19 protein-coding genes are annotated in these 24,549 nt (G+C 39.5%); 11 read left to right on the top strand and 8 right to left on the bottom strand.

Features of this window, described 5'->3' with window-relative positions; all coding sequences use genetic code 11:
- The first annotated feature begins 21 nt into the window (after nt 1–21).
- The 4 genes from D172_RS18380 to D172_RS18365 all read left to right on the top strand — a co-directional run bounded on the left by D172_RS18380 (nt 22) and on the right by D172_RS18365 (nt 6,445).
- Nucleotides 22–2,574 (top strand): glycoside hydrolase family 88 protein, encoded by a 2,553-nt coding sequence (locus D172_RS18380; RefSeq protein ID WP_007377236.1) that lies wholly within the window; start codon nt 22–24, stop codon nt 2,572–2,574.
- A gap of 29 nt (nt 2,575–2,603) precedes the next feature.
- A complete protein-coding gene (locus tag D172_RS18375; protein WP_007377235.1) occupies nt 2,604–3,797 on the top strand; it encodes a glycoside hydrolase family 88/105 protein in 1,194 nt (397 codons plus the stop codon).
- A gap of 9 nt (nt 3,798–3,806) precedes the next feature.
- Nucleotides 3,807–5,492: a glycoside hydrolase 43 family protein gene (locus D172_RS18370; RefSeq protein WP_007377234.1), complete on the top strand. Its 1,686-nt coding sequence runs from the start codon at nt 3,807–3,809 to the stop codon at nt 5,490–5,492.
- Nucleotides 5,493–5,713: 221 nt separating this feature from the next.
- Entirely contained in the window at nt 5,714–6,445 is a 732-nt protein-coding gene (locus D172_RS18365; protein WP_157770570.1) for an alpha/beta hydrolase, read from the top strand.
- 171 nt (nt 6,446–6,616) lie between these two features.
- On the opposite strand, the gene D172_RS18360 is transcribed toward D172_RS18365, so the two are convergent.
- The 6 genes from D172_RS18360 to D172_RS18335 all read right to left on the bottom strand — a co-directional run bounded on the left by D172_RS18360 (nt 6,617) and on the right by D172_RS18335 (nt 12,352).
- Complete coding sequence (locus D172_RS18360; protein ID WP_007377232.1) at nt 6,617–7,633, bottom strand: LacI family DNA-binding transcriptional regulator; 1,017 nt, start codon at nt 7,631–7,633, stop codon at nt 6,617–6,619.
- Between the two features lie 263 nt (nt 7,634–7,896).
- Nucleotides 7,897–9,198, bottom strand: a complete 1,302-nt coding sequence (locus tag D172_RS18355; protein WP_007377231.1) for a TRAP transporter large permease — start codon at nt 9,196–9,198, stop codon at nt 7,897–7,899.
- Entirely contained in the window at nt 9,198–9,689 is a 492-nt protein-coding gene (locus tag D172_RS18350; protein ID WP_007377230.1) for a TRAP transporter small permease, read from the bottom strand. The genes D172_RS18355 and D172_RS18350 overlap by 1 nt, the downstream gene beginning before the upstream one ends.
- Before the next feature lie 6 nt (nt 9,690–9,695).
- Complete coding sequence (locus tag D172_RS18345; protein ID WP_033023705.1) at nt 9,696–10,673, bottom strand: TRAP transporter substrate-binding protein; 978 nt, start codon at nt 10,671–10,673, stop codon at nt 9,696–9,698.
- Between the two features lie 50 nt (nt 10,674–10,723).
- Complete coding sequence (kduI, locus tag D172_RS18340; RefSeq protein ID WP_007377228.1) at nt 10,724–11,566, bottom strand: 5-dehydro-4-deoxy-D-glucuronate isomerase; 843 nt, start codon at nt 11,564–11,566, stop codon at nt 10,724–10,726.
- Nucleotides 11,567–11,587: 21 nt separating this feature from the next.
- Nucleotides 11,588–12,352, bottom strand: coding sequence for an SDR family oxidoreductase (locus D172_RS18335; RefSeq protein WP_007377227.1), 765 nt, complete (start codon nt 12,350–12,352; stop codon nt 11,588–11,590).
- 176 nt (nt 12,353–12,528) lie between these two features.
- On the opposite strand from D172_RS18335, the gene D172_RS18330 reads away from it, so the two are divergent.
- From D172_RS18330 to D172_RS18310, 5 genes are read left to right on the top strand one after another with little or no spacing between them, the layout of a single operon-like run.
- Complete coding sequence (locus D172_RS18330; RefSeq protein WP_033023710.1) at nt 12,529–13,986, top strand: tagaturonate reductase; 1,458 nt, start codon at nt 12,529–12,531, stop codon at nt 13,984–13,986.
- Nucleotide 13,987: 1 nt separating this feature from the next.
- Nucleotides 13,988–15,475, top strand: a complete 1,488-nt coding sequence (locus D172_RS18325; protein WP_007377225.1) for a UxaA family hydrolase — start codon at nt 13,988–13,990, stop codon at nt 15,473–15,475.
- Entirely contained in the window at nt 15,476–16,426 is a 951-nt protein-coding gene (locus D172_RS18320; RefSeq protein WP_007377224.1) for a sugar kinase, read from the top strand.
- Nucleotides 16,426–17,475, top strand: a complete 1,050-nt coding sequence (locus D172_RS18315; RefSeq protein ID WP_033023704.1) for a pectinesterase family protein — start codon at nt 16,426–16,428, stop codon at nt 17,473–17,475. Before D172_RS18320 ends, D172_RS18315 begins: the two co-directional genes overlap by 1 nt.
- 25 nt (nt 17,476–17,500) lie before the next feature.
- Nucleotides 17,501–18,895, top strand: a complete 1,395-nt coding sequence (locus D172_RS18310; RefSeq protein ID WP_007377222.1) for a pectate lyase family protein — start codon at nt 17,501–17,503, stop codon at nt 18,893–18,895.
- Nucleotides 18,896–18,999: 104 nt separating this feature from the next.
- Here D172_RS18310 and D172_RS18305 read toward each other — a convergent pair whose 3' ends face one another.
- Together D172_RS18305 and D172_RS18300 are read right to left on the bottom strand one after the other, a co-directional pair.
- The gene (locus D172_RS18305) at nt 19,000–19,617 is read right to left on the bottom strand and encodes a LysE family translocator (RefSeq protein ID WP_007377221.1); all 618 of its coding nucleotides are present in this window, start codon (nt 19,615–19,617) and stop codon (nt 19,000–19,002) included.
- 71 nt (nt 19,618–19,688) lie between these two features.
- On the bottom strand, nt 19,689–22,151 hold the full coding sequence (locus D172_RS18300; protein ID WP_007377220.1) for a S9 family peptidase: 2,463 nt from the start codon (nt 22,149–22,151) through the stop codon (nt 19,689–19,691).
- Nucleotides 22,152–22,317: 166 nt separating this feature from the next.
- On the opposite strand from D172_RS18300, the gene D172_RS18295 reads away from it, so the two are divergent.
- Nucleotides 22,318–23,322 carry a LacI family DNA-binding transcriptional regulator gene (locus D172_RS18295; protein ID WP_007377219.1) on the top strand — a complete coding sequence of 335 codons (1,005 nt, stop codon included), beginning with the start codon at nt 22,318–22,320 and terminating at the stop codon, nt 23,320–23,322.
- Nucleotides 23,319–24,548: a glycosyltransferase gene (locus tag D172_RS18290; RefSeq protein WP_007377218.1), complete on the top strand. Its 1,230-nt coding sequence runs from the start codon at nt 23,319–23,321 to the stop codon at nt 24,546–24,548. Before D172_RS18295 ends, D172_RS18290 begins: the two co-directional genes overlap by 4 nt.
- The last annotated feature ends 1 nt before the right edge of the window (nt 24,549 follow it).

The raw sequence follows: 24,549 nt of genomic DNA, 5'->3' as shown, positions 1-24,549 counted from the left end.
TGTTATTATTGGGAGAAGATTATGACAATAAACGCCCCTTTAAAACAGTTTGCACTCACATCCGGTGCTATTATTTTTGCAAGTTTGTTTCTATCGGCTTGCCAGCAAAAAGAAAGCACTGCAGCATTACCAACACTTAAAAAAGCGCCCCCTTTAGCACAAATAGAAATCAGTAACCCCTCTGATTTTGCACGTCCTGATGAGCCTATCTACGTGAGCTACTACGATTTAGGCCTCACATCAAAAGAAGCACTCAGCGTTTTCAGTGCTGATGTGAAACTTCCAAGTCAAGCAGTTGATATTGACTACGATGGCACTGTTGATGGACTTTACTTTGTTGTTGATTTAAATAACAGCACACCTGTCAGTATTACTATTGAAAATACACCTGTTAGTGTTAAACCTGTCGATAAAGTAAAACGAGTACAGGCAGATCTTGCCCATAAAGTTGCTGGGCAATGGCATCCACATAGTCGCCCCCCTAAACACCAAATAAATACAGGTAAAAAAGAATACGTTGGAGGTCATTTTGAAAATGTTAAATCACTTACACCGCCAGATTACTATACGGACCATTCAAATTGGATACGCTATGAAGGACCCGGTATTGAATCAGACAAAGTAGGCTATCGCTTTTATTTAGATTGGCGAAATGGCTTTGATATTTTCGGTAAATTAACACCAGAACCCGTGTTACACCAAGTTGGCTTAGATGGATATGAATCTTATCATCACAAAGCACGTTGGGGGATGGATATCCTTAAAGTAGGAAGCTCTCTCGGTGCAGGCGGCTTTGGTGTAATGAATACAAAAAACCAGCTTGAGCACGTCGCCAATGTAAAAACACGGACAGCACGCATTGTCGAAAATGGCGATTTACGCGCGAGTGTACAGCTAGATTATAACGACTGGAAAAGCTCATATAATCAACAAAATCTTGTTGCTGATATTAGTATGCATGCAGGTTCACGCCTAGCAAATGTAGCACTAAAGCTAAGTAAAGATTTACCGAATATGGCTACAGGCATTGTTAAACATGAAAATACTGTGTTCATACAAGGTGATTTAAGCAACTTAAGTAACTATGGCTATAGCTATATTGCTAGTTGGGGTAAACAAAGCTTAGATAAATCACCACTTGGTATGGCTATTTTTTTCAAAAAAGGCGATCTAAAAAAAGTAACCGAAGATAAAAACAACTATCTCGCGATACTTGAGCCTAAAGGGGATAAATCTCAGCAACGTGTTAATTACTATTTTGCTTCAGTGTGGCAACCAGAAAGCGGCATAAATAGTAAAGATGCTTTTATTGATTATTTAAACAAGGAAGCCGAAAAATTAACACAAAAACCACGTTTACGAATTAAAACGCGTTTATCAGCAGCTCAATTCAAAGCACCACTTGATGCAAAAAGTGCTTTAAAGTGGACACAGGCATTAGCTGACACCGAGCTTTCTCATAAAGTACTTGGTTATCACTATATGGGCTGGGATGTAAACCGTAAACGCTTACCAAAATTTGAATACGATATCATTGGTATTCAGCCTTACGCATATAATCAGTTAGCTCTATTGACCGGAAAAAAACAGTACAGCGAAGTCATTGAAAAAGTAACCGCGAGCTTCATTTCTGATCAAGGTAAAATTTATGCGTATAAGAAAAGTAACTTCAATATTGATAACATCCCCCCCGGCCAAAACTTAATTAGCTTATATGAGCGTACTGGTGAGGCTAAATACCGTGTAGCTATTGAAACACTTAGAGAACAATTGCACGATCAACCACGCACCTCTGCTGGTGCTTTTTGGCATAAAAAGAAATACCAAGGTCAAGTATGGTTAGATGGTGTTTACATGGGTATGCCATTTTTAGCTCATTATGCAAAAAAATTCGAGCTTGGTCATAAACAGCAAGAAACGCTTAATGAAGTAGTCAACGAATTTAAACTTACTCGCGAATTTTTACGCGACTCAAATACAGGGCTTTACTACCATGCATGGGATGAGCTAAAAGCACAAAGTTGGGCTGATAAAAACACAGGATTGTCGCAAGAATTTTGGGCTCGCGGCATGGGCTGGTTAGCCATGGCTGTTGTTGATGTACTGGATTATATTCCGACAGAAAATATCGAGCAGCGTGATTTTTTAGTCACAATGATTGGTGAGATTGCCGTTAGCCTTAAAAGTGTTCAAGATCAAAACACCGGAACATGGTGGCAAATACTTAACAAACCTGCGCAGCGCGGTAATTACCGCGAGTCGTCAGCCACAGCAATGTTTATTTACTTTTATGCCAAAGCAATCAATAAAGGCTACTTAGCTAAAGAATATACTGCTTTAGTAAAATCAGCTTATAAAGGTTTACTCAGTGAATTTACCCTTGTTCATAAAGATGGAACTGTTTCTATGCTAAATCAATGCTACGTAGCAGGGTTAGGTTTTGGTCGTGATGGAAGCTATGACTATTACATGAGCGAACCTATTAGCCGTAACGATCCCAAAGGTGTTGCACCATACATTTTGGCTGGTATCGAAATGGTTAAGCTACTAGGTATAGATAACTCAGTAAAGTAAGTCATTCTTCAAAATAAGGTTGCGTTACTATGCATTTACCATTTAGTTCAGCTGTATTTTCAGTGCTTATCTGTATTTTTTGTTGTGTTTTTACTTTGAAAGCCGAGCCATTACCAAATGAAAATTTATGGTCTATCAGAATGGCTGAATCAGAGATGCAGCGAAACCCACAGGCGTATACCCTCGATTGGCGCAAAGCGCCACGTTGGGATTACACACACGGCCTTGAGCTACTCGCATTCTCTCGGCTTTATCAAAATACAAAAGACAAACGCTACTTTGATTATATACGTGAGTATGTTGATAGCTTAATTAATGAAGATGGCACCATTAAAAGCTATCAACAGAGTAAATATAATATTGATATGCTCAACGCCGGTAAATTATTGTTTTTTATGTATGATGAGACTAAAAACAATAAATATCGCTTAGCAATCGATACTCTTTACAAGCAGCTAGAACATCATCCTCGTACTAAAGAAGGTGGGTTTTGGCATAAAAAGCGTTATACCTCCCAAATGTGGCTCGATGGGCTTTATATGGGTGCGCCCTTTTATGCACAATATATACGCCGCTATGGCAGCGAAACGCAATTCGACGATGTAATCAAACAGTTTGAATTAATAGAAAAATACATTTATCGCAGTGATACTAAACTACCTGTACATGGGTGGGATGAATCTAAACAACAGGCATGGGCAAATCCTAAAACGGGACAATCGCCTAATCATTGGTCTCGTTCTATTGGTTGGTATGCCATGGCAATGGTCGATGTACTTGACCAACTCCCGAACAATTACAATAAAAAAACGTGGCTAAACACACGCTTTAAGGCGCTAATTGATGCCGCTCTTATTTACCAAGATAGTTCTGGCACCTGGTTTCAAGTAACTGATAAAGCAAGTATTAAAGGCAACTACCTAGAATCATCAGGCAGCGCTATGTTAACTTATGCTATGGCTCAAGGTGTTATGAACGGCTACCTTCCTGCGGACTACTTGTTACATGCACAGCGAAGCTACAACGGTTTAATTAAACAATTTATTTTAGTCGATGCAACGAACCAACGTATTTCTTTTACTCAGACATGTGCCGTAGCAGGCCTTGGTGGTACACCCTATCGCGATGGTAGCTTTGGGTATTATATAAGTGAGGATATTCGAGCCAATGATCCTAAAGGCGTAGGGCCATTTATTTTAGCTAGCCTTGCTTTGATGCGTTAAGGCCTAATAATGCGACCAATAAATATAATAATACTGTTAAAATTTTTTGTATATTACCTCGTTACTTTTTCATTTTCAGCCAAATCAATTGCCCCACCAGACGCGGCCTATGTAACAGATAATACTGATATTAAGCGCGTTAGTTTAAATACCGACGATTATACAAATCCTATATTACACGCCGATTATTCCGATCCTGATGTTGTTGCTGTCAATGGCCACTACTACATGACCGCGTCTAGCTTTAATTCAGCCCCAGGATTGCCAATACTTCATTCAACCGATTTAGTTAATTGGTCTTTAATTAATTACGCACTAACAGAACAGATCCCCGTAACGCATTACCAAAAAGTGCAACATGGTAATGGTGTTTGGGCACCAAATATACGTTATCACAATAACTTGTTTTGGATATTTTACCCAGATCCTGATTTTGGTATTTATGTTACCACAACAGCCAATCCAGCAAAAAAATGGAGCAAACCGCGCTTAATTTTATCAGGAAAAGGACTCATCGATCCAACACCTCTGTGGGATGATAACGGTAAAAGTTACTTATTACATGCTTGGGCAAAGAGTCGTTCAGGCTTTAATAATGTTTTAAGTTTGAGGGAAATGACAAGCGATGCATCATCGGTAAGCAGCCTATTTACTCATATCATTGATGGCAAAAATTTCCCTGGATATAGGACGATTGAAGGACCCAAATTTTATAAGCGTAATGGCTATTATTATATATTTGCCCCAGCAGGTGGCGTTGATTTAGGTTGGCAATCGGTGTTTCGTAGTAAAAATATAGCCGGTCCTTACCAAGCTAAAATAGTTATGAATCAAGGTAATTCTATTATTAATGGCCCGCATCAGGGTGCTTGGATACATACTGACTTTGATGAAGATTGGTTTATCCACTTTCAGTCAAAAAAAGCGTATGGCCGTATCGTACATTTACAACCAATGCAGTGGAAAAATGATTGGCCTATCATCGGCAAAGACGAAGACGGTGATGAAATAGGTGAGCCTGTTTTACGCTATAAAAAACCAGTGCATAGCGATACAGTGACGATTAAATCACTTAAAGCAAGTGATGATTTTACTGCTGAACAACTGGCTCTACAATGGCAATGGAATGCAAATTCTGATGTACGTTGGTATTCGCTAACTAAAAAGCTTGGTGTTTTGCGCTTATATCAGCAGAAAAAAATAGCCGAAAGCAATGACAGCTTGTGGTTAACACCTTCCCTATTACTACAAAAATTACCCACAAATACCTTTACTCTAACCACTAAACTTACGTTACCTAAATTGCCATTAAAAGGCCAAGCAGGACTTGTTTTATTTGGTGAGAACTATGCATGGATCGGTATTACTTATGATAAAGAAACGCAAACTAATCAACTGGTTTACGCACAATGTATAAATGCACGTAAAGGCTGTAATGAACACTTAAAAGAACCTCAACCTTTCTCTGGTAATAATGTTGAGTTACGTATGACAATGCAACCTACTGGCGATGCTATTTTTAGTTATCGCACTAATAGCACAGATCCTTTTCGAATTATTGGTGAACATTTTAGTGCTACAAAGGGACGCTGGGTAGGAGCAAAAGTGGGTTTATTTCATGTTGCATCTAAGCCAAACGCAACGCAATTTATAGATGTTGATTATTTTCGTTTCACACCAATAGAGCAAAATTAAAAATGCGTAATAGCAACAGATTAATTCATTGTATTATACTCATTCTAAGTACCTTTCTTGTAGTATCATCCGCATATGGAAAAGAGTACACGTTGCAAAATAGGTATAAAAAATTAATAAAGGATTACCCACAAATACAGTTACCCTCACAAACAATACCCCGCGAAATCTTGTCCTATCAGGATGTTGTTTATAAAAAAGTTACCGACCATGTATTAGCAATGTCTATTTATCGCCCCAAAAATTCAACCGCTTCCTTACCACTTGTTGTCATGATTCATGGTGGGGGCTGGCAATCAGGAACACCTGAACTATTAAAAACATTAGCATTTTCTATTGCAGCACAAGGGTTTGTGGTTGCAGTGCCTGCATATAGATTATCAACAGAGGCGCAATATCCTGCTGCAATTAATGATTTAGCCACTGCGCTGAACTGGCTTACAACTCATAAAGCACAATATAATATAGATACATCAAAACTAGCGCTAATTGGCAGCTCTGCAGGAGGGCAAATGGCGGCCTTACTGGCCTACAGTCAAGGGCAATTAAAAGAAACTAATAACCCACTTATAAAAGCTAACGTATTAATAAATATTGATGGATTGAGCGATTTTACAACACCTATAGCCCTACGCTATGAAAATGACCCAAGTAAAAAAATAACATCTGCGAGTGCTTGGCTCGGTTCGCGATATGAGGATAACCCCCAACGTTGGCATAATGCGTCACCAATTAACTATATTAACGCAAGCTCACCCGCGACTTTATTTATCAATAGTAGTGCTAAGCGTTTTTATGCAGGCAGAGAAAAAGCCATTCAAAAGTTAAATTTTCTGGGTATAACCACTGAAGTTTATCAATTTAAGGATGCTCCTCATTGTTTTTGGCTATTTCAACCGTGGCAAACAGACACAATAAAAGCAATGACGTTATTTTTAAAAAAACAGCTATAACGGGTATTTTATACCAACCGGCTTATATATGGGGGGTCTATTTAACGATAAGAAAATTGCACTATAACTAGGCAAAAATTTTATATCTAATTGTTCTAAATAAAAAATTTTTAACAACGTTATAGAGTGATTTAATTCATTAAATTGTTCAAGTATTTATGCCGTTTGGTATTATTCGCTACATTGCCCTGTCGACTCTCGCTTAACTAAAGTGGGCGTAACCGTTTTTTGAAGTGGTAACTTTTCTTTTGTTGCACGTGACTTATTTATTAACTTTTGTACTGCTAAACATGCCATATTATAAACAGGTCGACGAATCGTCGTTAACGAAGGAATAATGCGCGACGCTAAAATATTATCATCAAATCCTGCAACTGAAAGCTCATCGGGTACTTTGATATTTAAGTTACTTGCAACGCGTAATGCCGCTGCGGCCATTTCATCATTATTAGCTACAATAGCTGTTGGTCTATTAGGCGTGTCTAACAGTGTTTGTGCGCACATTAAGCCACTTTCGTAATTATTTTTCCCTTCCACAATACGACTGTCTGGTAGTTGCACATTGTAAACCTGTAACTCAGCCAAAAAACCGGCTAAACGCTCAGTAGATGAACGAAAATGTTGCGGCCCAGAAATAAAACCAATATCGGTATGACCAAGTTCAACTAAATGGCTTGCCATATCACGCATGGCTGCACGCTCATCCGAGACAACTATATTGTCTGCATCATCTAAATCAACAGAGGCAAGGCGTACATAAGGACATTGTGCTTCACGAAGAGCCGCCGCAAGTGCTTTATTTTCAGATACTGGTGGTAGGATAATCACGCCATCTAATTTTGAGCGTGAAATAAAACGTAAGCAATCATCAATAAAGTCCTCATGCTTTGACGACCCGGGGTGAACAACTAGCTCATAACCCAGTTCGGCGCACACACTTAAAGCACCGCGTTGTACTTGGTCAATATAAAGCGCATCAGGGTTATCATAAATTAGTCCTAATAAATAAGAACGACTAGATGCGAGTCCACGAGCCTGCTTATCTGGTGAAAAGCCTGTTTCTTTAATTATTTCCAGTACCCGCTCACGCGTTGCCTCACCTACTGCTGGTGAGCAGTTAATTACGCGAGAAACAGTACGTTTTGAAACACCTGAAAGCCGTGCTACATCATTGATCGTTACTGACATTATAAGTTCCTGAACAAGGGTAATCTTCAATTTTACCAGCTACTTGATGTCTGTAAAGAAACCATTGCAGTGATTAGTCTTTCAAGGCAAAAATGAACCCAAAAATAAATTATTTTGTAAGACAATAGTTATAACAGCGGTTGGCTTTTACGCAAAATAAATTCGACCAACCGCTTTTTGTATAGCCTATTGTAGTAGATTCAACGCTGTTAGCGTGAAAATTACGGCTTAAAACAAGTTTATTATCCCAAGTTCAGATTATGTTACTCAATAAGACCAAATAAGCGAGGTAAAAACTCACTCACAGCAGGTACGTAGGTAACCAGCATTAAAACTAAAAACATAACGATATATAACGGGATCATTGGCTTAATAATTTTATGAAGAGACGTTTTAGCCACTGCACAACTTACAAAAAGTACACTTCCTACTGGTGGCGACACCAACCCTATGGATAAATTTAGTACAATCATAATACCAAATTGTATAGGCGACATACCAAACTGTTCAGCCACAGGCAAAAATATTGGCGTAAAAATAAGCACCGCAGGAGTCATATCGATAAATGCTCCCACTAGAATTAAAATCAAGTTTATGAGTAATAATATAATAATTGGGTTATCACTGAGTGTTAAAAAGAAATCACTGACAATTTGCGGAATATGGGTAAACGATAGCAGCCAAGACATTGCAGAAGAAGCACCTATGATGAGCATTACAATCGCGGTTGTTTCACATGCTTTTAGTAATATTCCAGGTAACGCGGCTAAACTAATTTCCTTATAAACAATAACAGATAATATTAACGCATAAATTACCGCGATTGCCCCCGCTTCAGTTGCAGTAAATACCCCTCCAATAATACCGCCTATTACAATAAAAATAAGCAGCAAACTAGGAAAGGCAGCCAACACTTTTTCAATAACAATTTTCAACGGTAGGCGTGCTGTTACAGGGTATTTATTTTTAATAGAATACACCGCACAAACAGTCATTAATGCAAGTCCAACTAATATACCTGGAAGGTAGCCTGCTATAAATAATGCCGCAATTGAAACACCACCACTGGCGATTGCATAAATAATTAAAATATTACTGGGTGGAATTAGCATGCCCGTCGTGGATGCCGTCGCGGTGACAGCAGCCGCAAAGTTTTCACTGTAACCATGTTTTTTCATCTCTGGTACCATAAAACTACCAATCGCTGAGGTTGCAGCTACAGCAGAACCTGATATTGCACCAAATAGCATACACGACAAAACATTTACCAACGCTAAGCCACCAGGTAAAAACCCTATTAATGCCATCGCACATTCGATTAACCGCTTGGCGATCCCTCCTTGGCCCATGATAAGCCCAGAGAGAATAAAAAATGGAATAGCAAGTAAAGCAAAACTATCTAATCCGCCAGCTAGCTGTTGGGCGATAGTCGTCGCCGCCGGCGTAAAATCCATATGCATTAATAAGGCGAGTAAAGTAGCTAAACCAATGCATATTGAAATAGGGACATTAATAAGTAGTAATGCAAAAAAAGTAACGACGAGAATTATTGCTGTAAAATCCATTACACCTCCTCCTTCTGTCTAGTAGCGGCTAATTGAAGTAAATTATCTAAGCAATTAATCGCAATAAGTACCCCGCTTAATGGCAACACTAAATAAACAAATCCCATATTAATGCCTAAAGCTGCTGATGTTTGCTTCAAATCAAAGCTTAATAGCATCAATAAAGCGCCCCCATAAATTAATAGACTGCTGGCTGTTATTAGCGCTATTAATTCTATAAAAATAGCGCATTTGTGCTTTAGTCTCGGTTTCATTTTTTCATAAAACAGATCAAGCCCTAAATGTGCACGTGTTCGATAAGCGTAGGCTGCACCTAATACGCCAATCCAAATAAGCAAAAAGCGCGCTAATTCTTCGGTATATGAACTTGGCGAACGCATTATAAATCTCGAAAAAACCTGCCAGCAAACCACTGCAACAATGGCAACCATAGCCATAATCAAAATACGCTCAATTAGGTGATTTAAAAGTGTGTTAAATTTACGCATCATCTCTCACTACATTGCTTTAATTTTTGTTATTACTTTTGCAACAGGAGTGTTGTCAAAAGACGCATGAAACTCAACGACTTGATCGCGAAATGCTTTTTTATCTGGATAGGTTACTTCAACACCCGCTTCAATTACTTTTGCAAGGGCGTCATCAGAAGCGGTTTGCCATAACGAACGCTGGTACTTTACTGAATCAGCCATTGCTTGGCTTAGCCATTGCTGTTGCTGAGTATTTAACGAATTCCACACACTTTGGCTGGCTATAATCACATCAGGTACAAATGTGTGCTCATCTAATGAATAATATTTTGCTATTTCATAATGGCGAGATAAGTAATAACTAGGTGGGTTATTCTCTGCACCATCAACAACACCTTGTTGCAAAGCTGCATAGAGTTCACCCCATGCAATAGGCGCAGCTGCACCACCAAGGGCTTGGACAGTGGCAACCGCAGTTGGACTATTCAGTACTCTTATTTTTTCACCCACTAAGTCATCAGGTGTGTTGATTGGTTTATTCGTTGTATAAAAACTACGGCTACCCGCATCGTAATAACCCAGCCCTTTAAGTTTTGCAGTTGCAACCTTATCGAGTAAATTTTGGCCTGTTTCGCTATTGAGTACTCGCCAAAAATGTTCACTATCTCTGAATAAGTAAGGGATACCAAATACTTTCATTTCAGGTACAAACCCTTCAAGAGGACTGGCTGATACTTTGGTTATAGCAAGGCTGCCTATTTGTAATAGTTCAATTAACTCTCGTTCAGAACCAAGTTGGCCACCTGGGTAAATTACTATCTCCATACTCCCCTTTGAATAGTAATCTAGCCGCGTTGCCATATATTCCATCGCCTTGTGAACCACATGACGAGTATCAAGTGTATGCGCTAATGTTAAACGTATGGTTTTTTTATCATCGCTACAACTGGTGAGTAGCCCGATCGATAAAACCAAAAAAACGACATTGAGAAGATTCTTATGCATTATTATATTTCTTCTTATCAGTGTGTGAATAAGCGATTGTACGAACTACATTACCTCAGTTCATGCGGCTGATATTTATCCATATCATCATAATCTAGATTTTCGCCAGCCATCCCCCAGATAAAACTGTAGTTTTGAGTACCCGACCCAGAATGAATAGACCACGCAGGTGAAACAACGGCCTGTTCATTATGTATCCATAAATGGCGCGTTTCTGTGGGTTCTCCCATAAAATGGCACACAGCTTGTTGCTCTGGTATTTCAAAATAAAAATACACTTCATTACGTCGATCATGTTGATGAGCAGGCATTGTATTCCATACACTACCAGGCTTTAGCTCAGTCAAACCCATTTGTAATTGGCAAGTTTTTACAACTGTATTAATCAGCATTTGGTTTATATCACGCTCGTTAGACGTTTCTAAAGCGCCTAAATGCAAGACGTTTGCATCATTACGGGTAACTCGTTTATTTGGGTATTTATGGTGTGCTGGCGCCGAATTTAAATAAAACTTAGCTGGATTTGTGTTATCACAGCTTTTAAACGTCACATTTTTTGATTCTTTGCCTATATACAAAGCATCTTTGTAGTTAAGTTCAAACGTCTCATTGTCTGCAGTTACCGTACCTCGGCCGCCTACATTGATAATGCCCAATTCACGTCCATTCAAAAAATGAGCTGCTTTAAGGTTATCTACTGTCTCTAGCGTTAAAGCTCCTGCTGTTGGAACCGCACTACCTACCATAAAACGTTCGTAATGCGTGTACAGCCAATAAATTTTGTCTACTTGCATAAGCTTATCAACCAAAAACTCATCTCTGAGCTGCTGTGTATCGTAGCCTTTCACTTCATTTGGACCAACGGCGTAACGTGACTCAATTTCTGTACTCATAGTTTGCTACCTAAAATAAAGTTATCGTGCTAACCAGCCGCCATCAACAGCTAAAATATGTCCATTAACATAATCGCTAGCAGCTGATGATAAAAAGATGGCGGTTCCAATTAAATCCTCAGCTTCACCCCAACGCCCTGCTGGTATACGTTTTTCGATCTCACTGTTTCGAGTAGGATCATCTTGTAAAGCTTGTGTGTTATCGGTTTTAAAGTAACCGGGAGCAATTGCATTTGTTTGAATATTATATTGCGCCCATTCATTCGCTAATGCTTTAGTAACGCCTGCAATAGCATGTTTACTTGCTGTGTAAGCAGGTACTGTCATGCCACCACTATATGAAAGCATTGACGCAATATTGATAATTTTCCCTTGCCCTTTTCTAATCATTGCAGGTGCAAGTACCTGAGCAAGTAAAAAACTAGCATCAACATTTACTTTCATTACGTTTTGCCACTGCTCGTACGGATAATCTACGGCTGGACTTCGAAAAATAGTGCCACCTACATTAATTAAAATATCAACAGTCCCAGCATACTCTAATGCACGCTCCGCAAGCGAAATTACAGCATCTTCGCGGCTTAAATCAGCAGATAATTCAATCACTTGCCCTGACTCATTGTTAATCATCTGGCACGTGTTTTTGCAACCATTCTCTTTGCTACTGCTACATATAATATTTGCACCTGCTTGAGCTAAACCCAAGGCTATTTGCTGCCCTAATCCACGGCTGGCCCCAGTTACTAAGGCCGTCTTTCCCTTTAAATCGAATAAATGCATGCTCATTGCCAATTCCTATCGTTAATCTCTATATTTATATAATGTAAATAAAATAATTTGAGTTGTTAAAAGCCATTCTTCGCTACCGGTGGCAGTTTGTCAAATTTAATTTGCCACCGGTGGCATTTATAAGTAGTATGAAATCAACAACAGGCCAATCGATACTCAAAATGGGTTATATTATGCAAACATTGAATAGAAAAAACTTTAATAAAAACAAATACCCAACAAAAATAATGCAATTTGGTGAAGGTAACTTTTTACGCGCTTTTGTCGATTGGCAAATAGATAAATTAAACCAAACGAGTGATCTAAGTGCAGGCATTGCAATTATTCGCCCAATTGATTACGACACATTACCGCTGCTAAATACACAAGATGGTTTGTACACCACTATTATTCGTGGCTTAAATGAGCAAGGTGAAACCGTAAGTGAAGAGCGTATTATTGGTTGCGTTAATGAAGAGATCCCTATTTATAAAAACCTTGAGCGTTTTTTAGAGCTTGCTACAAATTCTGATTTGAAAATCATTTTTTCAAATACAACTGAAGCAGGCATAGAGTACATTGATTCAGACAAGCTAGAGGATAAACCTGCAAAAGCATTCCCAGCAAAGCTAACACAATGGTTATTTCATCGATTTAATCACTTTACTGGCTCAGCAGAAAGTGGCATGGTCATTATTCCGTGCGAACTTATTGATTACAATGGCGAAAAGCTCAAAGAAATCGTTTTAAAGTACGCAAAAAATTGGCAATTACCAGAAGAGTTTACCCAATGGTTAAATGTACATAACCATTTTTGCTCAAGCCTAGTTGACCGTATTGTGACAGGCTTTCCACGAGACGAACATCAACAACTGCAAGAGTCACTCGGTTATTTAGACAACTTTATGGTCACTGCCGAGTATTTTCACTTATTTGTTATTCAAGGACCAAAACATCTCGCTGAGTTATTGTGTTTGAAAGACAGTGACGTAAATATAAAAATTGTCGACGATATTTCACCTTACAAACAACGCAAAGTGGCTATTTTAAATGGAGCACATACAGCGTTAGTGCCGCTGGCATATATGGCAAATATTGACTCGGTTGGTGATGCCCTTAGTGCTCAATTATTTGAACGATATTTAACTCAACTCATTGCTGATGAGATTATTCCGACCCTTGATTTACCCGCAGATGAGCTAAAGAAGTTTGCCAGCGATGTACTTAACCGCTTTAGAAACCCCTATATTTGCCATCTACTATTGTCTATTTCACTAAACAGTATGACTAAATTTAAGACACGCCTGCTACCTCAGCTATTTAAATATGTGGAATTAAACCAAAAGGTTCCTGAGTTAATTGCGATGGCAATGGCTGGACAAATTTTATTTTACCGTGGTGTACGTAATGATGAGTCTATAGCTCTCAGTGATAGCGAACAATGGTTAGCGTTTTTTAAAGACAACTGGCTGGAGTATGGCCTTGGTAGCTTAAGTATTGATCAATTGGTTGAAAAGTTCCTAGCCTGTGATTGGCACTGGGAAACAAATTTAAATGATATTTCAGGCCTTAAACAAAGCATCGTAGGTTATCTACAGAGTATGTTGAACACCAGTGTAGCAGCCACCATTGAAAGTAAATTAGGTCAATAAAATGAAACCATTAATCAAATTACACCCAACCGATGATGTAGCAATTGCCATGCGCAATATTGGAGCAGGCGAAACATTACCGGTTGATGGCATCGACATTTTAGTAACTCAAGATGTAGACAAAGGCCATAAAGTAGCTTTGCGTGACATAGAAAAAGACGAAAAAGTTATAAAATATGGTGCTCCAATTGGCTTTGCTTTAGCTAATATACCAAAAGGTACGTGGGTTCATACACACTGTGTTAAAACCACCCTAAACGATGAGCTTGAATATCAATACACCCCTGAGTTTATTGACCAAGCAGCAGCAACTCCATCACCCGATGTTAATATTTATCGTCGTAAAAATGGCGAAATTGGTATACGCAACGAGATTTGGCTTATCCCTACTGTTGGCTGTGTAAACGGTATGATTGCACAAATGAAAAAAGAGTTTATGCAACGAAACCCTGATCTTGGCATTGACGGAATTCATGTTTTTCCTCATCAATTTGGCTGCTCACAGCTCGGTGATGATTTAGAAACAACCCGTATTCTTTTACAAAACATGGTATTGCACCCTAACGCAGGCGGTGCGTTGGTTGTTGGCTTGGGGTGTGAAAACAACCAATTAAATGTGTTTAAAGAAGGGCTTGGGGATTTTGATGAAAACCGCGTTAAATTTTTAATCACACAACAAGCTGATGACGAAATTGAAGATGGTGTCGCTCTTCTCGAAGAAATTTATAGTCGAATAAAGCACGACAAACGCGAACCTGGAAAATTAAGTGAAGTTAAATTTGGTTTAGAGTGTGGTGGCAGTGATGGCCTATCAGGCATAACAGCTAACCCTATGCTAGGTGTGTTTTCAGATTATTTAATAGCCCAAGGCGGTACAACCGTGTTAACCGAAGTACCAGAAATGTTTGGTGCCGAAACGCTATTGATGTCGCGTTGTAAAGACGAAGCAACCTTTCATAAGTTAGTTGAAATGGTTAACAACTTTAAAGGTTATTACAAAGCACATAATCAACCCATCTACGAAAATCCGTCACCTGGAAATAAAAAAGGCGGAATAACCACATTGGAAGATAAATCACTAGGGTGTACACAAAAAGCTGGCAGCAGCAAAGTACAAGCCGTCTTACACTACGGTGAACGTTTGAACGTACCCGGTTTAAACTTACTAGATGCACCTGGCAATGACCCAATTGCAACAAGTGCTTTAGGTGCTTCTGGTTGCCACATTGTACTATTTACCACTGGTCGTGGCACCCCTTATGGCGGCTTTGTTCCTACGCTTAAAATTGCCACTAATTCAGAGCTAGCTAAGAAAAAAACACGCTGGATAGATTTTGATGCTGGTGTGCTCATCAACGATGTAAGTATGGAGCAAGTGCATGGTGAGTTTGTTGACTTGCTTGTTGAGATAGTCAACGGAAAACAAACCTGTAATGAAAAGAATGATATTCGTGAAGTCGCTATCTGGAAAAAAGGAGTCACGCTTTAAATGTCTATCAAAAAAATAGCAATTATTGGCGAGTGTATGGTTGAGCTATCGGGTCAATTATTTTCTTCTATGCAACAAAACTATGGCGGTGACACAATGAATACCGCTATTTATTTGAAAAAGCTCGCAGGTCAAAGTGTTGACGTAAATTATGTTACTTGCATGGGTGCCGACACTTTGAGCACCGCGATGATAAAGCAGTGGCAAAAACATCAATTAAATACTGATTTTGTACTTACCGCACCTGATAAACAGGTTGGTTTGTATATGATCCAAAACGATGTTCAAGGAGAGCGCTCTTTTCAATATTGGCGAAGCGACTCAGCAGCAAAATATTTGGTAACACATCCTGATTTTAACCATATTGTCGCGCTTCTTAGTCATTTTGATGCTATTTATCTATCAGGGATATCACTCGCTATTTTATCAGTTAAAGATTGCAATACCCTGCTTGAAATTCTGACAAAGCTTGCTCATCAAGGTGTCGATATTATTTATGACAGTAATCACCGCCCGGCTCTTTGGGCAAGTGATGAACACTGTAAAAAAACCAACAAAGTCATGTATGCGCTTGCTAATTTATCATTGCTCACTTTTGATGATGAAGTACAAATTTGGGCCGATAATAATATTGCCGCTTGCCATTCTCGTTTACACAAAGCCGGCGCTCAGCATGTGCTCATAAAAACAGGTGCTGATGGTTGTCAGTACAGTAATAAAAACACCTCAGAGCCCCGCTACTTTAAAACCAACAAAGTCGATAATGTTACTGATACAACAGCGGCTGGGGATTCATTTAATGCGGGGTTTCTAGCATACTGGCTACACGGTAATTCAATAGAGGACTGTGCCAAAGCTGGTAACTTATTAGCCGGACAGGTTATTCAACACCGAGGGGCGATTGTAGGTATTGATACTGATTCAATAAAAACGTCAATAATAGGTCGTTAATGATGAAGTTTACTTTTTTCGTTATTTGTCTATTGGTTAGTTGCAACATCTACTCAAAAACACCGGCCATTGGAAGTGAGCCCAGTACTATTTTGTATGTGGATAAGCATAACCCTAAATATTTCAGCTCTATTCAACAAGCTATTGATGCGAGTACTCACTTTAAACGCGTTATTATTTTAATAAGTGCTGGCGAATATAACGAAAAGCTATTTATAACTCGCAATAACTTAAGTTTAGTTGGTCAGTCGCAAAGTAATACGCGAATTACTTTTCCTGAGCTTAGAAATAACTGGCGAAAAAATCACGACAGTGATTGGGGGGCGGCGGTTGTAAATATTAACGGTAGCGATATAAATATCGTCAACTTACAAATCACTAATCACTACGGCCGAGAACACAACACTAACGAGCACCAGTTTGCGGTTCGTAGTTTTGAAAACGCCACCCGCATCACCTTGCATCAATGTAACATTAGTTCCGACGGGGCCGATACTCTGAGTTTGTGGAATAAAAAAGATGGATTATATTACCATTCATATTGCTCATTTACTGGCGCAACCGATATGGTGTGTCCTCGTGGTACCGCGTTAATTGAGCATTCTAAATTCTTCAACATAAAGCAAAGTGCCACTCTTTGGCATGATGGCGAACTCAATGTAAATCAAAAGCTCGTTGTAAATGACAGTGAATTTGATGGTGTAAAAGGTTTTTGGTTAGGTCGACATCATTATGATGCACAGTTTTATTTAATTAATAACCAGTTCTCTAGCCACATGGCTGACAAACCAATATTCAAAAAAACCTACCCTGATAAAAGCCGTAATAAGGCAAACAAATTTGGCGCTCGGTATTTTTTTGCGAATAATCAAAACATTAATAGTTATTCATGGGCGCGTAATAATTTTCAGCCCACTAACACTTATTTAGCCCAACAAACTGTCGAACAGTGGGTATTTGGTGATAAATGGCAACCAAATGCCGTACTTCATAATTTAGCACAACAAATAAATAAAACTGCTTTTGCTACTGATAGCTTTAGCTTATAAACATAACAATTTTAGGGTGCATACTTTGGATACAATCAATAAGAAAATTAAATATTTAAGTTTAAGTGTATTTGTTTTATTAGTGGGCGTATTCACCTCTCACGGGTATGCACTCGACTCAAATTTAGCCTTTAAAAATGCCGATGGATACGGGAAATACACGCAAGGGGGGCATGGCGGCAAAATCTATATTGTTAACTCACTGGAAGATAATCCTAAAAACCCAGCAAAGGGAACACTTAGACACGCCTTAAAGCGTAAATACAAGCGCACAGTGGTATTTAATATCTCCGGTGTTATTCATTTAAAAGAACCCATTATTGTAAAAAGTGGCTTTTTAACTATTGCAGGACAAACCTCTCCAGGTGGCATTACCGTTGCGGGTGCGCCAGTTCAAGTTTCGGATGCTGATCATATCATTATTCGCTATATGCGTTTTCGCCTTGGTACATTTAAATTAGCTGAAGATTCGATGTCTGTGCGCAATAGCCGAGATATAATAATTGATCACTGCTCATTTAGCTGGTCAGTCGATGAAACTGCTAGCTTTTATAATAACCAACGATTCACGCTGCAAAATTCAATTGTAGCTGCGAGCCTTAATCATTCAATCCATCCCAAAGGGCGTCATGGCTATGGTGGAATTTGGGGGGGAAATAAAGCCAGTTTTATTAATAATGTCATCGCTCATCATAATAGCCGCACACCACGATTAAATGGTTCACGCTTAAAACCCCCTTACGATGAACAGTTTGAATTTGTTGAATTTTCCAACAATATCATTTTTAACTGGGGCAGCAATAATGTTTATGGTAGCGAGAATGGCCGCTTTAACTTAATAAACAACATTTACAAACCGGGACCCGCAAGTAAAGCAATACAATTTGTTGATTTATGGTACTCGCCAAATATAACGAAGTCTCAAGCTTATATATCTGGTAACTATTTTGAGGGAGATGAGGAAATAACTGCCGATAACCGACTGGGTGTAAACTATCGCACTAGCAAAGATGCAAAACGTAAAAATATATCAATGGATGATAAACGACTCAGTCGAGTTAAGTTAGAGCCAATCAATGGTGCTGCAAACAGTGCGACAATAAATAGTACTCAAAAAACCTATAGCACACTTATAAAGGAAAAAAACGTAGGGGCTAATTTTAATGCCAATGGCATGTTTTTAGATAATATTGATACACAAGTGTTAAACCAAGTAGATGGAAGTACGCCTATTAACGGCAAAGGTTTAATAAACAGTGAACTAGAAATGATTAAAAGCTGGGAAGAATATGAACGACAATTTCTAGGATTCCCTGACATAATTGATAAAAATAAAGATGGTATAAATGATCGTTGGGCAGCTAAAAACCCAACTAACCAACATAATATAAACGCTTATATAAATTCGATTACGGAGTAATCATTCTTCACTTTTATTATATGAAGGCCGGCTGGTGAATAAAGTCATCCGGCCTTTGAATAGGTCAAACTTAGAGATGACAAATATGCTCCTTCGCTAAGCGATTACCCTAGCGCTAACCAGATACCTACAGCAGCCATTAAGCTGCCAGCAATACGGTTCATCCATTTTATATTATCGCCACGGCTTAAAAATAAACGCAGGCTTTTACCGCCTGTTGCGTAAGCTAACATACATACAAATTCGCTCACCATTATTACACTTAACAATACTAAAAGCTGAGGAGCTACAGCATGCTCAACACTTATAAATGGCGGCAGTAGTGAAATCATAAACGCCCAGCCCTTAGGATTTGCAATTGCAGTTACAAAACCTTGGGTAAATAACGACTGCCTACTTACATCACTTGGCTTTGAGGTATCGACCGACATTTTTCCTTTGGCTCGCCACATGTTAACGCCAATATAAATTAAATACGCGCCGCCTACCCACTTTAAAATAGCGAACGCATCTGGGTAATTTAGCATTACGCTTGCAACGCCCAATACCGCAGCTATAGCAACACTTGCGACACCTAATAGCTCGCCTATCATCATCCATAATGTGCGGCGCACGCCAATGCTCATACCCAAAGTCATAGCGAGCGTCATACACATACCAGGGGTGATAGACACAAAAAAGAACGTAGGAATAAAAACCGCAAGCGCTGCTACATCAATCATTAATTTACTCTCATATTAAAAGCAAAAACGCGGCTATAAGTAGCCGCGCTGTTACTTACTCATGTTTATTACTATTTCCCAGCACTTACCATTGGTTCAGTAATGACCTCTACTGGCTTTGCTGTATCATTTAACAAATACTTATCTAACCACTGTTCTTGTTCCCACAATACATGCAATAAGCTTTTACGCGCACGGTAACCATGTGCTTCATAAGGGAGCATTACTAAGCGAGCATCTTTACCTAAACCTTTTAGGGCTGCGTACATGCGCTCACTTTGCATTGGGAAGGTTCCTGAATTAGGATCTTCTTGGCCGTGGATCATTAGCATTGGCTCGTTAATTTTTTCAGCATGGAAAAACGGCGACATATTAGCGTACACACTTTGTGCTTGCCAAAAATCACGCTCTTCTCCTTGAAAACCAAACGGCGTTAATGTGCGGTTATACGCGCCACTGCGGGCAATACCGGTTTTAAATAAATCGCTATGAGCCAATAAGTTAGCAACCATAAATGCACCATACGAGTGCCCTGCTATGGCAATTTTATCTTTATCGGCAATGCCTTTTTTAACCAATACATCAACAGCTGCTTGCGCACTTGATACTAACTGCTTTCTAAAGTTATCGTTTGGCTCGCTGCCATCAATACCCACTATTGGCATTTTAGGGTCGTCAAACACGGCAATCCCTTTGGCAAGGTAAGGCATTGGGCCCCAATAACCAATGTAGGTAAATGCATAAGGCGATTCGCGTACTTGCGATGCAACCGCTTTATCTTTGTATTCAAGTGGGTAAGCCCACATAAGTACCGGTAACGGGCCTTGTGTTTTGTCATACCCTGGTGGCAAATAAAGCGTGCCAGAAAGCTCAACCCCGTCGTCGCGCTTATAACGTAATTGCTCTTTAGTTACCCCTTTAAATGCAGGGTACGGGTGCTCAAATGTTGTTAGTTGCGTTAGCGTGTCGTTATCTAAATCGCGTATAAAAAAGTTAGGTTGCTCTGTTTTAGATTCACGAATAGTAATAAATCGCTCACCTTCGTCGTCAAGCAGTGCGCGTACGCGCTCGTAGTATGGCGCTTGTGATTGCCATAAACGCTTACTGCTATTTGTTTTAACATCGTACCTATCTAAAAACGGCACATTACCTTGCTCTGAAGCACCATTACCGCGCAGGTAAATATAACGCCCGCCTACAATCTTAATAACGTTAGCACCTAAATCGTTGTGCTCGTAAATTGCATTACCTGGATCTTTATACGCATCGTTATAACTACGCTCTGAAAATAAAACGCGGTTTCTGTCGGCATTTCGTGGTTGTACGATGTAAGTACGTACTTGGCGATCACTAAAGCGCCAATCTGTCAGCATTGCAATGTTCTCGTTGCTCCACTCCATTCCCCCGTAACGGCGCTCTACTTTGGCAAACAATTTAGGCTCGCGTTTAAATGGTGCACGTAAGCTGTAAAGATAATCGTGGTGCTCAACGTCGGTTTTCATGTCGCCGCCATCTTGCGCCTGCGCCCAAATAACTTCAGCGCCTTGATCGGCTCGCCATTCAAAATCACGGCGGCCAGTGCGAACACTGTCGTAACCTTGCGGAATATTATCGGCAAGAGGTTGCTTTGCAAGTTCGGCTAAAACATAACCGCGCATGCCCCATATTTGCCAAGTGCTTGCAAAACGGCTGTACGGTACTTGATACGAAAATGGCTGGCTAATACCTGCAACCAATATATTTGTCGAATCAGGTGATATCGAAAACGCTTTAAATAAAGAAGGACGTCCAATTGCTTGGGCATTACCATCAAGTGTTATGTAAGCCAGCTGACCTAAGCCATAAAATTTAAACTGCGCTTCATCAAATGGGCTTGTTAATAGATTTTGATAAGTGCGGGCGGGCGCTTTTTCACCAGTGCTTTGTTGAATAACAGGCACTACATTTTGACTGTCGTTTTGCAAAGCAGGTTTACCAACATTTACCGCCAAGTTTGCCACTATGGCGCTACTGTCAGGTAACCATTCGTAGGGAGTTGCTGTTATTACTGAATTGAGTGCTGCACTTGAAAGCTCTTTTGCTTGTTTTGTTTCAACATTGTAAAGCCATAAATTTGCTTGGCTAGGTTGCTCAACTATAAACGCTAAATACTTGCTGTTAGACGACCACTGAGGAGAGCGAATAATACCGCGTGGTAAATTATTAATACTAATCACTGTACCAGTGCGAACATGTTTAAGTTCAACAGCGCTAAACTTAGCGCTCACACGAGAACGCGAAAAATTAGCTGGGTTCAATTTAATCCCTGCAAGCTTAAGCTCTTCTTTTGCAAGCTCATCAAGTGTTACCACTCGTTTGCGTTCAAATAATGCAAGCCACTGACCATCGCTCGACAAGTAACTAGTGGGGGCTAATTTAGCATCAACCAAAGCTGCAAGCTCTGGTGAGGGCATTTTATACCCTTGTTCTGCATAACTTGCTGGCAATAATGCAACACAACAAATAAAGGCAACTAACAGCCTAAAAGCGTTCATGTTTTTATCCTTTTGTTATTTTTTACTTTTATAAACGTATATAAACACGTTTTGCTTTGTTCATAAAGCATTAAGCTCGTTTAAAGTATTCCAATAGATGACTTAATAGTGTTATTTAAGCTACACTATTGCGCTATTTATTCACTATTTCGGCACTTTAAGTACAATGCAGAACAGAGCTAAATCAGTCACTATTTTTGATGTTGCAGATCTTGCTGGTGTATCAAAGTCAACCGTATCCTTGGTGCTTACTCAAAGCGATAAAGTCGGCAAAAAAAGTAAACAAAAAGTACTAAAAGCCATTGACGAACTAGGCTACATTTACAATCGCGATGCAGCAGCTATGCGCTCAAGGCGCTCTAACTTAGTCGCTATTGTAATAAACGATTTAACTAATCCGTATATGGCGCAACTCGCGACTAACCTTGAGCGTATTTTAAACGAAAATAACTTACAAGCCATGATAGTAAGTAGTAATAATAATCTTGAGCTGCAAACAAACGCGGTTAAAAACTTAAAAGAATACAACGCCGCCGCATTTATTATTTGCCCTGTTGCTAATACTTGTGCCAAATGGCTCGATACTCTCAGCGCACAGCAAAAAGTAATGACCTTAATGCGAGAAGTTCCCTTTAGCGCAGCGCCATGCGTACTTCCCGATTATAAAAAAGCCAGCCACGTAGCCAGCATGCATTTGCTTGCACAAGGCGTTACACATATTGCATTTATAGGAAGCGAGCTATCGCTAAGCGACTCTCAAGCACTTCAAAGTGGCTTTAATACTGCTTGCTCACAGCACGGCGTTACGCCTTTGGTAGCCATATCATGCAGTCAAAACCAAGCGCTTAGTGCTAAAAATGCATTTATTGAAGCTTACGCAAAACACCCTCAGTTAAGCGCCCTTGTATGCGAAAATGATATAATTGCACAAGGTGTTTTTACTGCAATACAGACGCTTAACATACCAACCAATAACAATATAAAAATAGCGAGCTGCTACCACTTACCTTATTATAGCGTTATGCCTTACAGCTTAAGCACCGTTGTAATTAACACACATGACATTGCTAAACGTTGTCACCTAGTACTCAAAGAATTGCTACAAAACACAGCTCCGCCAGTAAAAACACTGGTAAATGTAAACTCACTAATTAGAGATTCTAGCCAATGAAAAAAGTGCTGGTAATTGGTTTCGTATGGCCAGAACCAAATTCATCTGCTGCGGGAACGCACATGATGTCGTTATTAAATACTTTTAGAGCGCAAAACTGGGACGTTGAATTTGCAACGCCCGCGCAGCGCACAGAGCACATGGTAAACCTTGACGCTTTTGGCATAACCAGCCAAAGCATTGCACTAAACTGCGATAGCTTTGACGAATACGTTAAAGCCTATAACCCAGATATAGTCATGTTTGACCGCTTTATGATGGAAGAACAATTTGGCTGGCGCGTCGATAAACATTGCCCTCATGCGATTAAAATTTTAGATACCGAAGATTTACAATGTCTGCGTAACGCTCGTCACGAAGCGTTTAAAGGTGAGCGTGAGTTTACAATCAGCGATTTACACTCAGACATAGCAAAACGCGAAATTGCCGCTATTTTACGCTGCGATTTAAACTTAATTATTTCAAGTTATGAAATGCGTTTACTAAGCAGCGTATTTAAAATAGAGCCAAGCTTATTGCACCATTTACCATTTATGGTCGATTTAAGCTCATTACCTGCAAGTACAAAAACGTTTGAGCAGCGCCAACATTTTATGACCATAGGCAATTTTAGGCACGCGCCAAACTGGGATGCCGTGTTGCACTTACAAAAGATATGGCCACTTATTCGCAAGCAACTACCAAAAGCAGAACTTCATATTTATGGCTCTTACCCACCACCAAAAGCCACGGCGCTAAATAACCCTAAAACAGGGTTTTTAATAAAAGGCTGGGCCGATAATGCGTTTGATGTAATGCAAAGCGCACGTGTATGTTTAGCGCCACTTCGTTTTGGTGCTGGCATTAAAGGTAAATTGCTTGAAGCCATGATTATGCAAACACCCAGCGTTACCACCAATATTGGTGCTGAGGGCATGCATAATGATTTACCATGGCCTGGTAAAATAGCCAACACCGCCGACGATTTTGCCAATGCAGCTGTTGAAATGTACACCAATCAAAGTGACTTTGAACAAGCGCAGCAAGATGGCAATACACTCCTTAATACGCTCTACGATAAAGCACAATTGAGCACGGTGTTAATTAAAAAAATCGATTCAATAAGTAGCGATTTAAAGGCTCATCGCGAAAAAAACTTTACAGGCCAAATGCTCAAACATCATACAATGCGCAGCACTCAATACATGTCGCAATGGATAGCTGAAAAAAATAAAAAATTAGATTAAA

The organism is Pseudoalteromonas sp. Bsw20308 (assembly GCF_000310105.2).
In the GTDB taxonomy this organism is placed as follows: domain Bacteria; phylum Pseudomonadota; class Gammaproteobacteria; order Enterobacterales; family Alteromonadaceae; genus Pseudoalteromonas; species Pseudoalteromonas fuliginea.
This window is presented reverse-complemented; position numbering and strand designations above follow the sequence as displayed.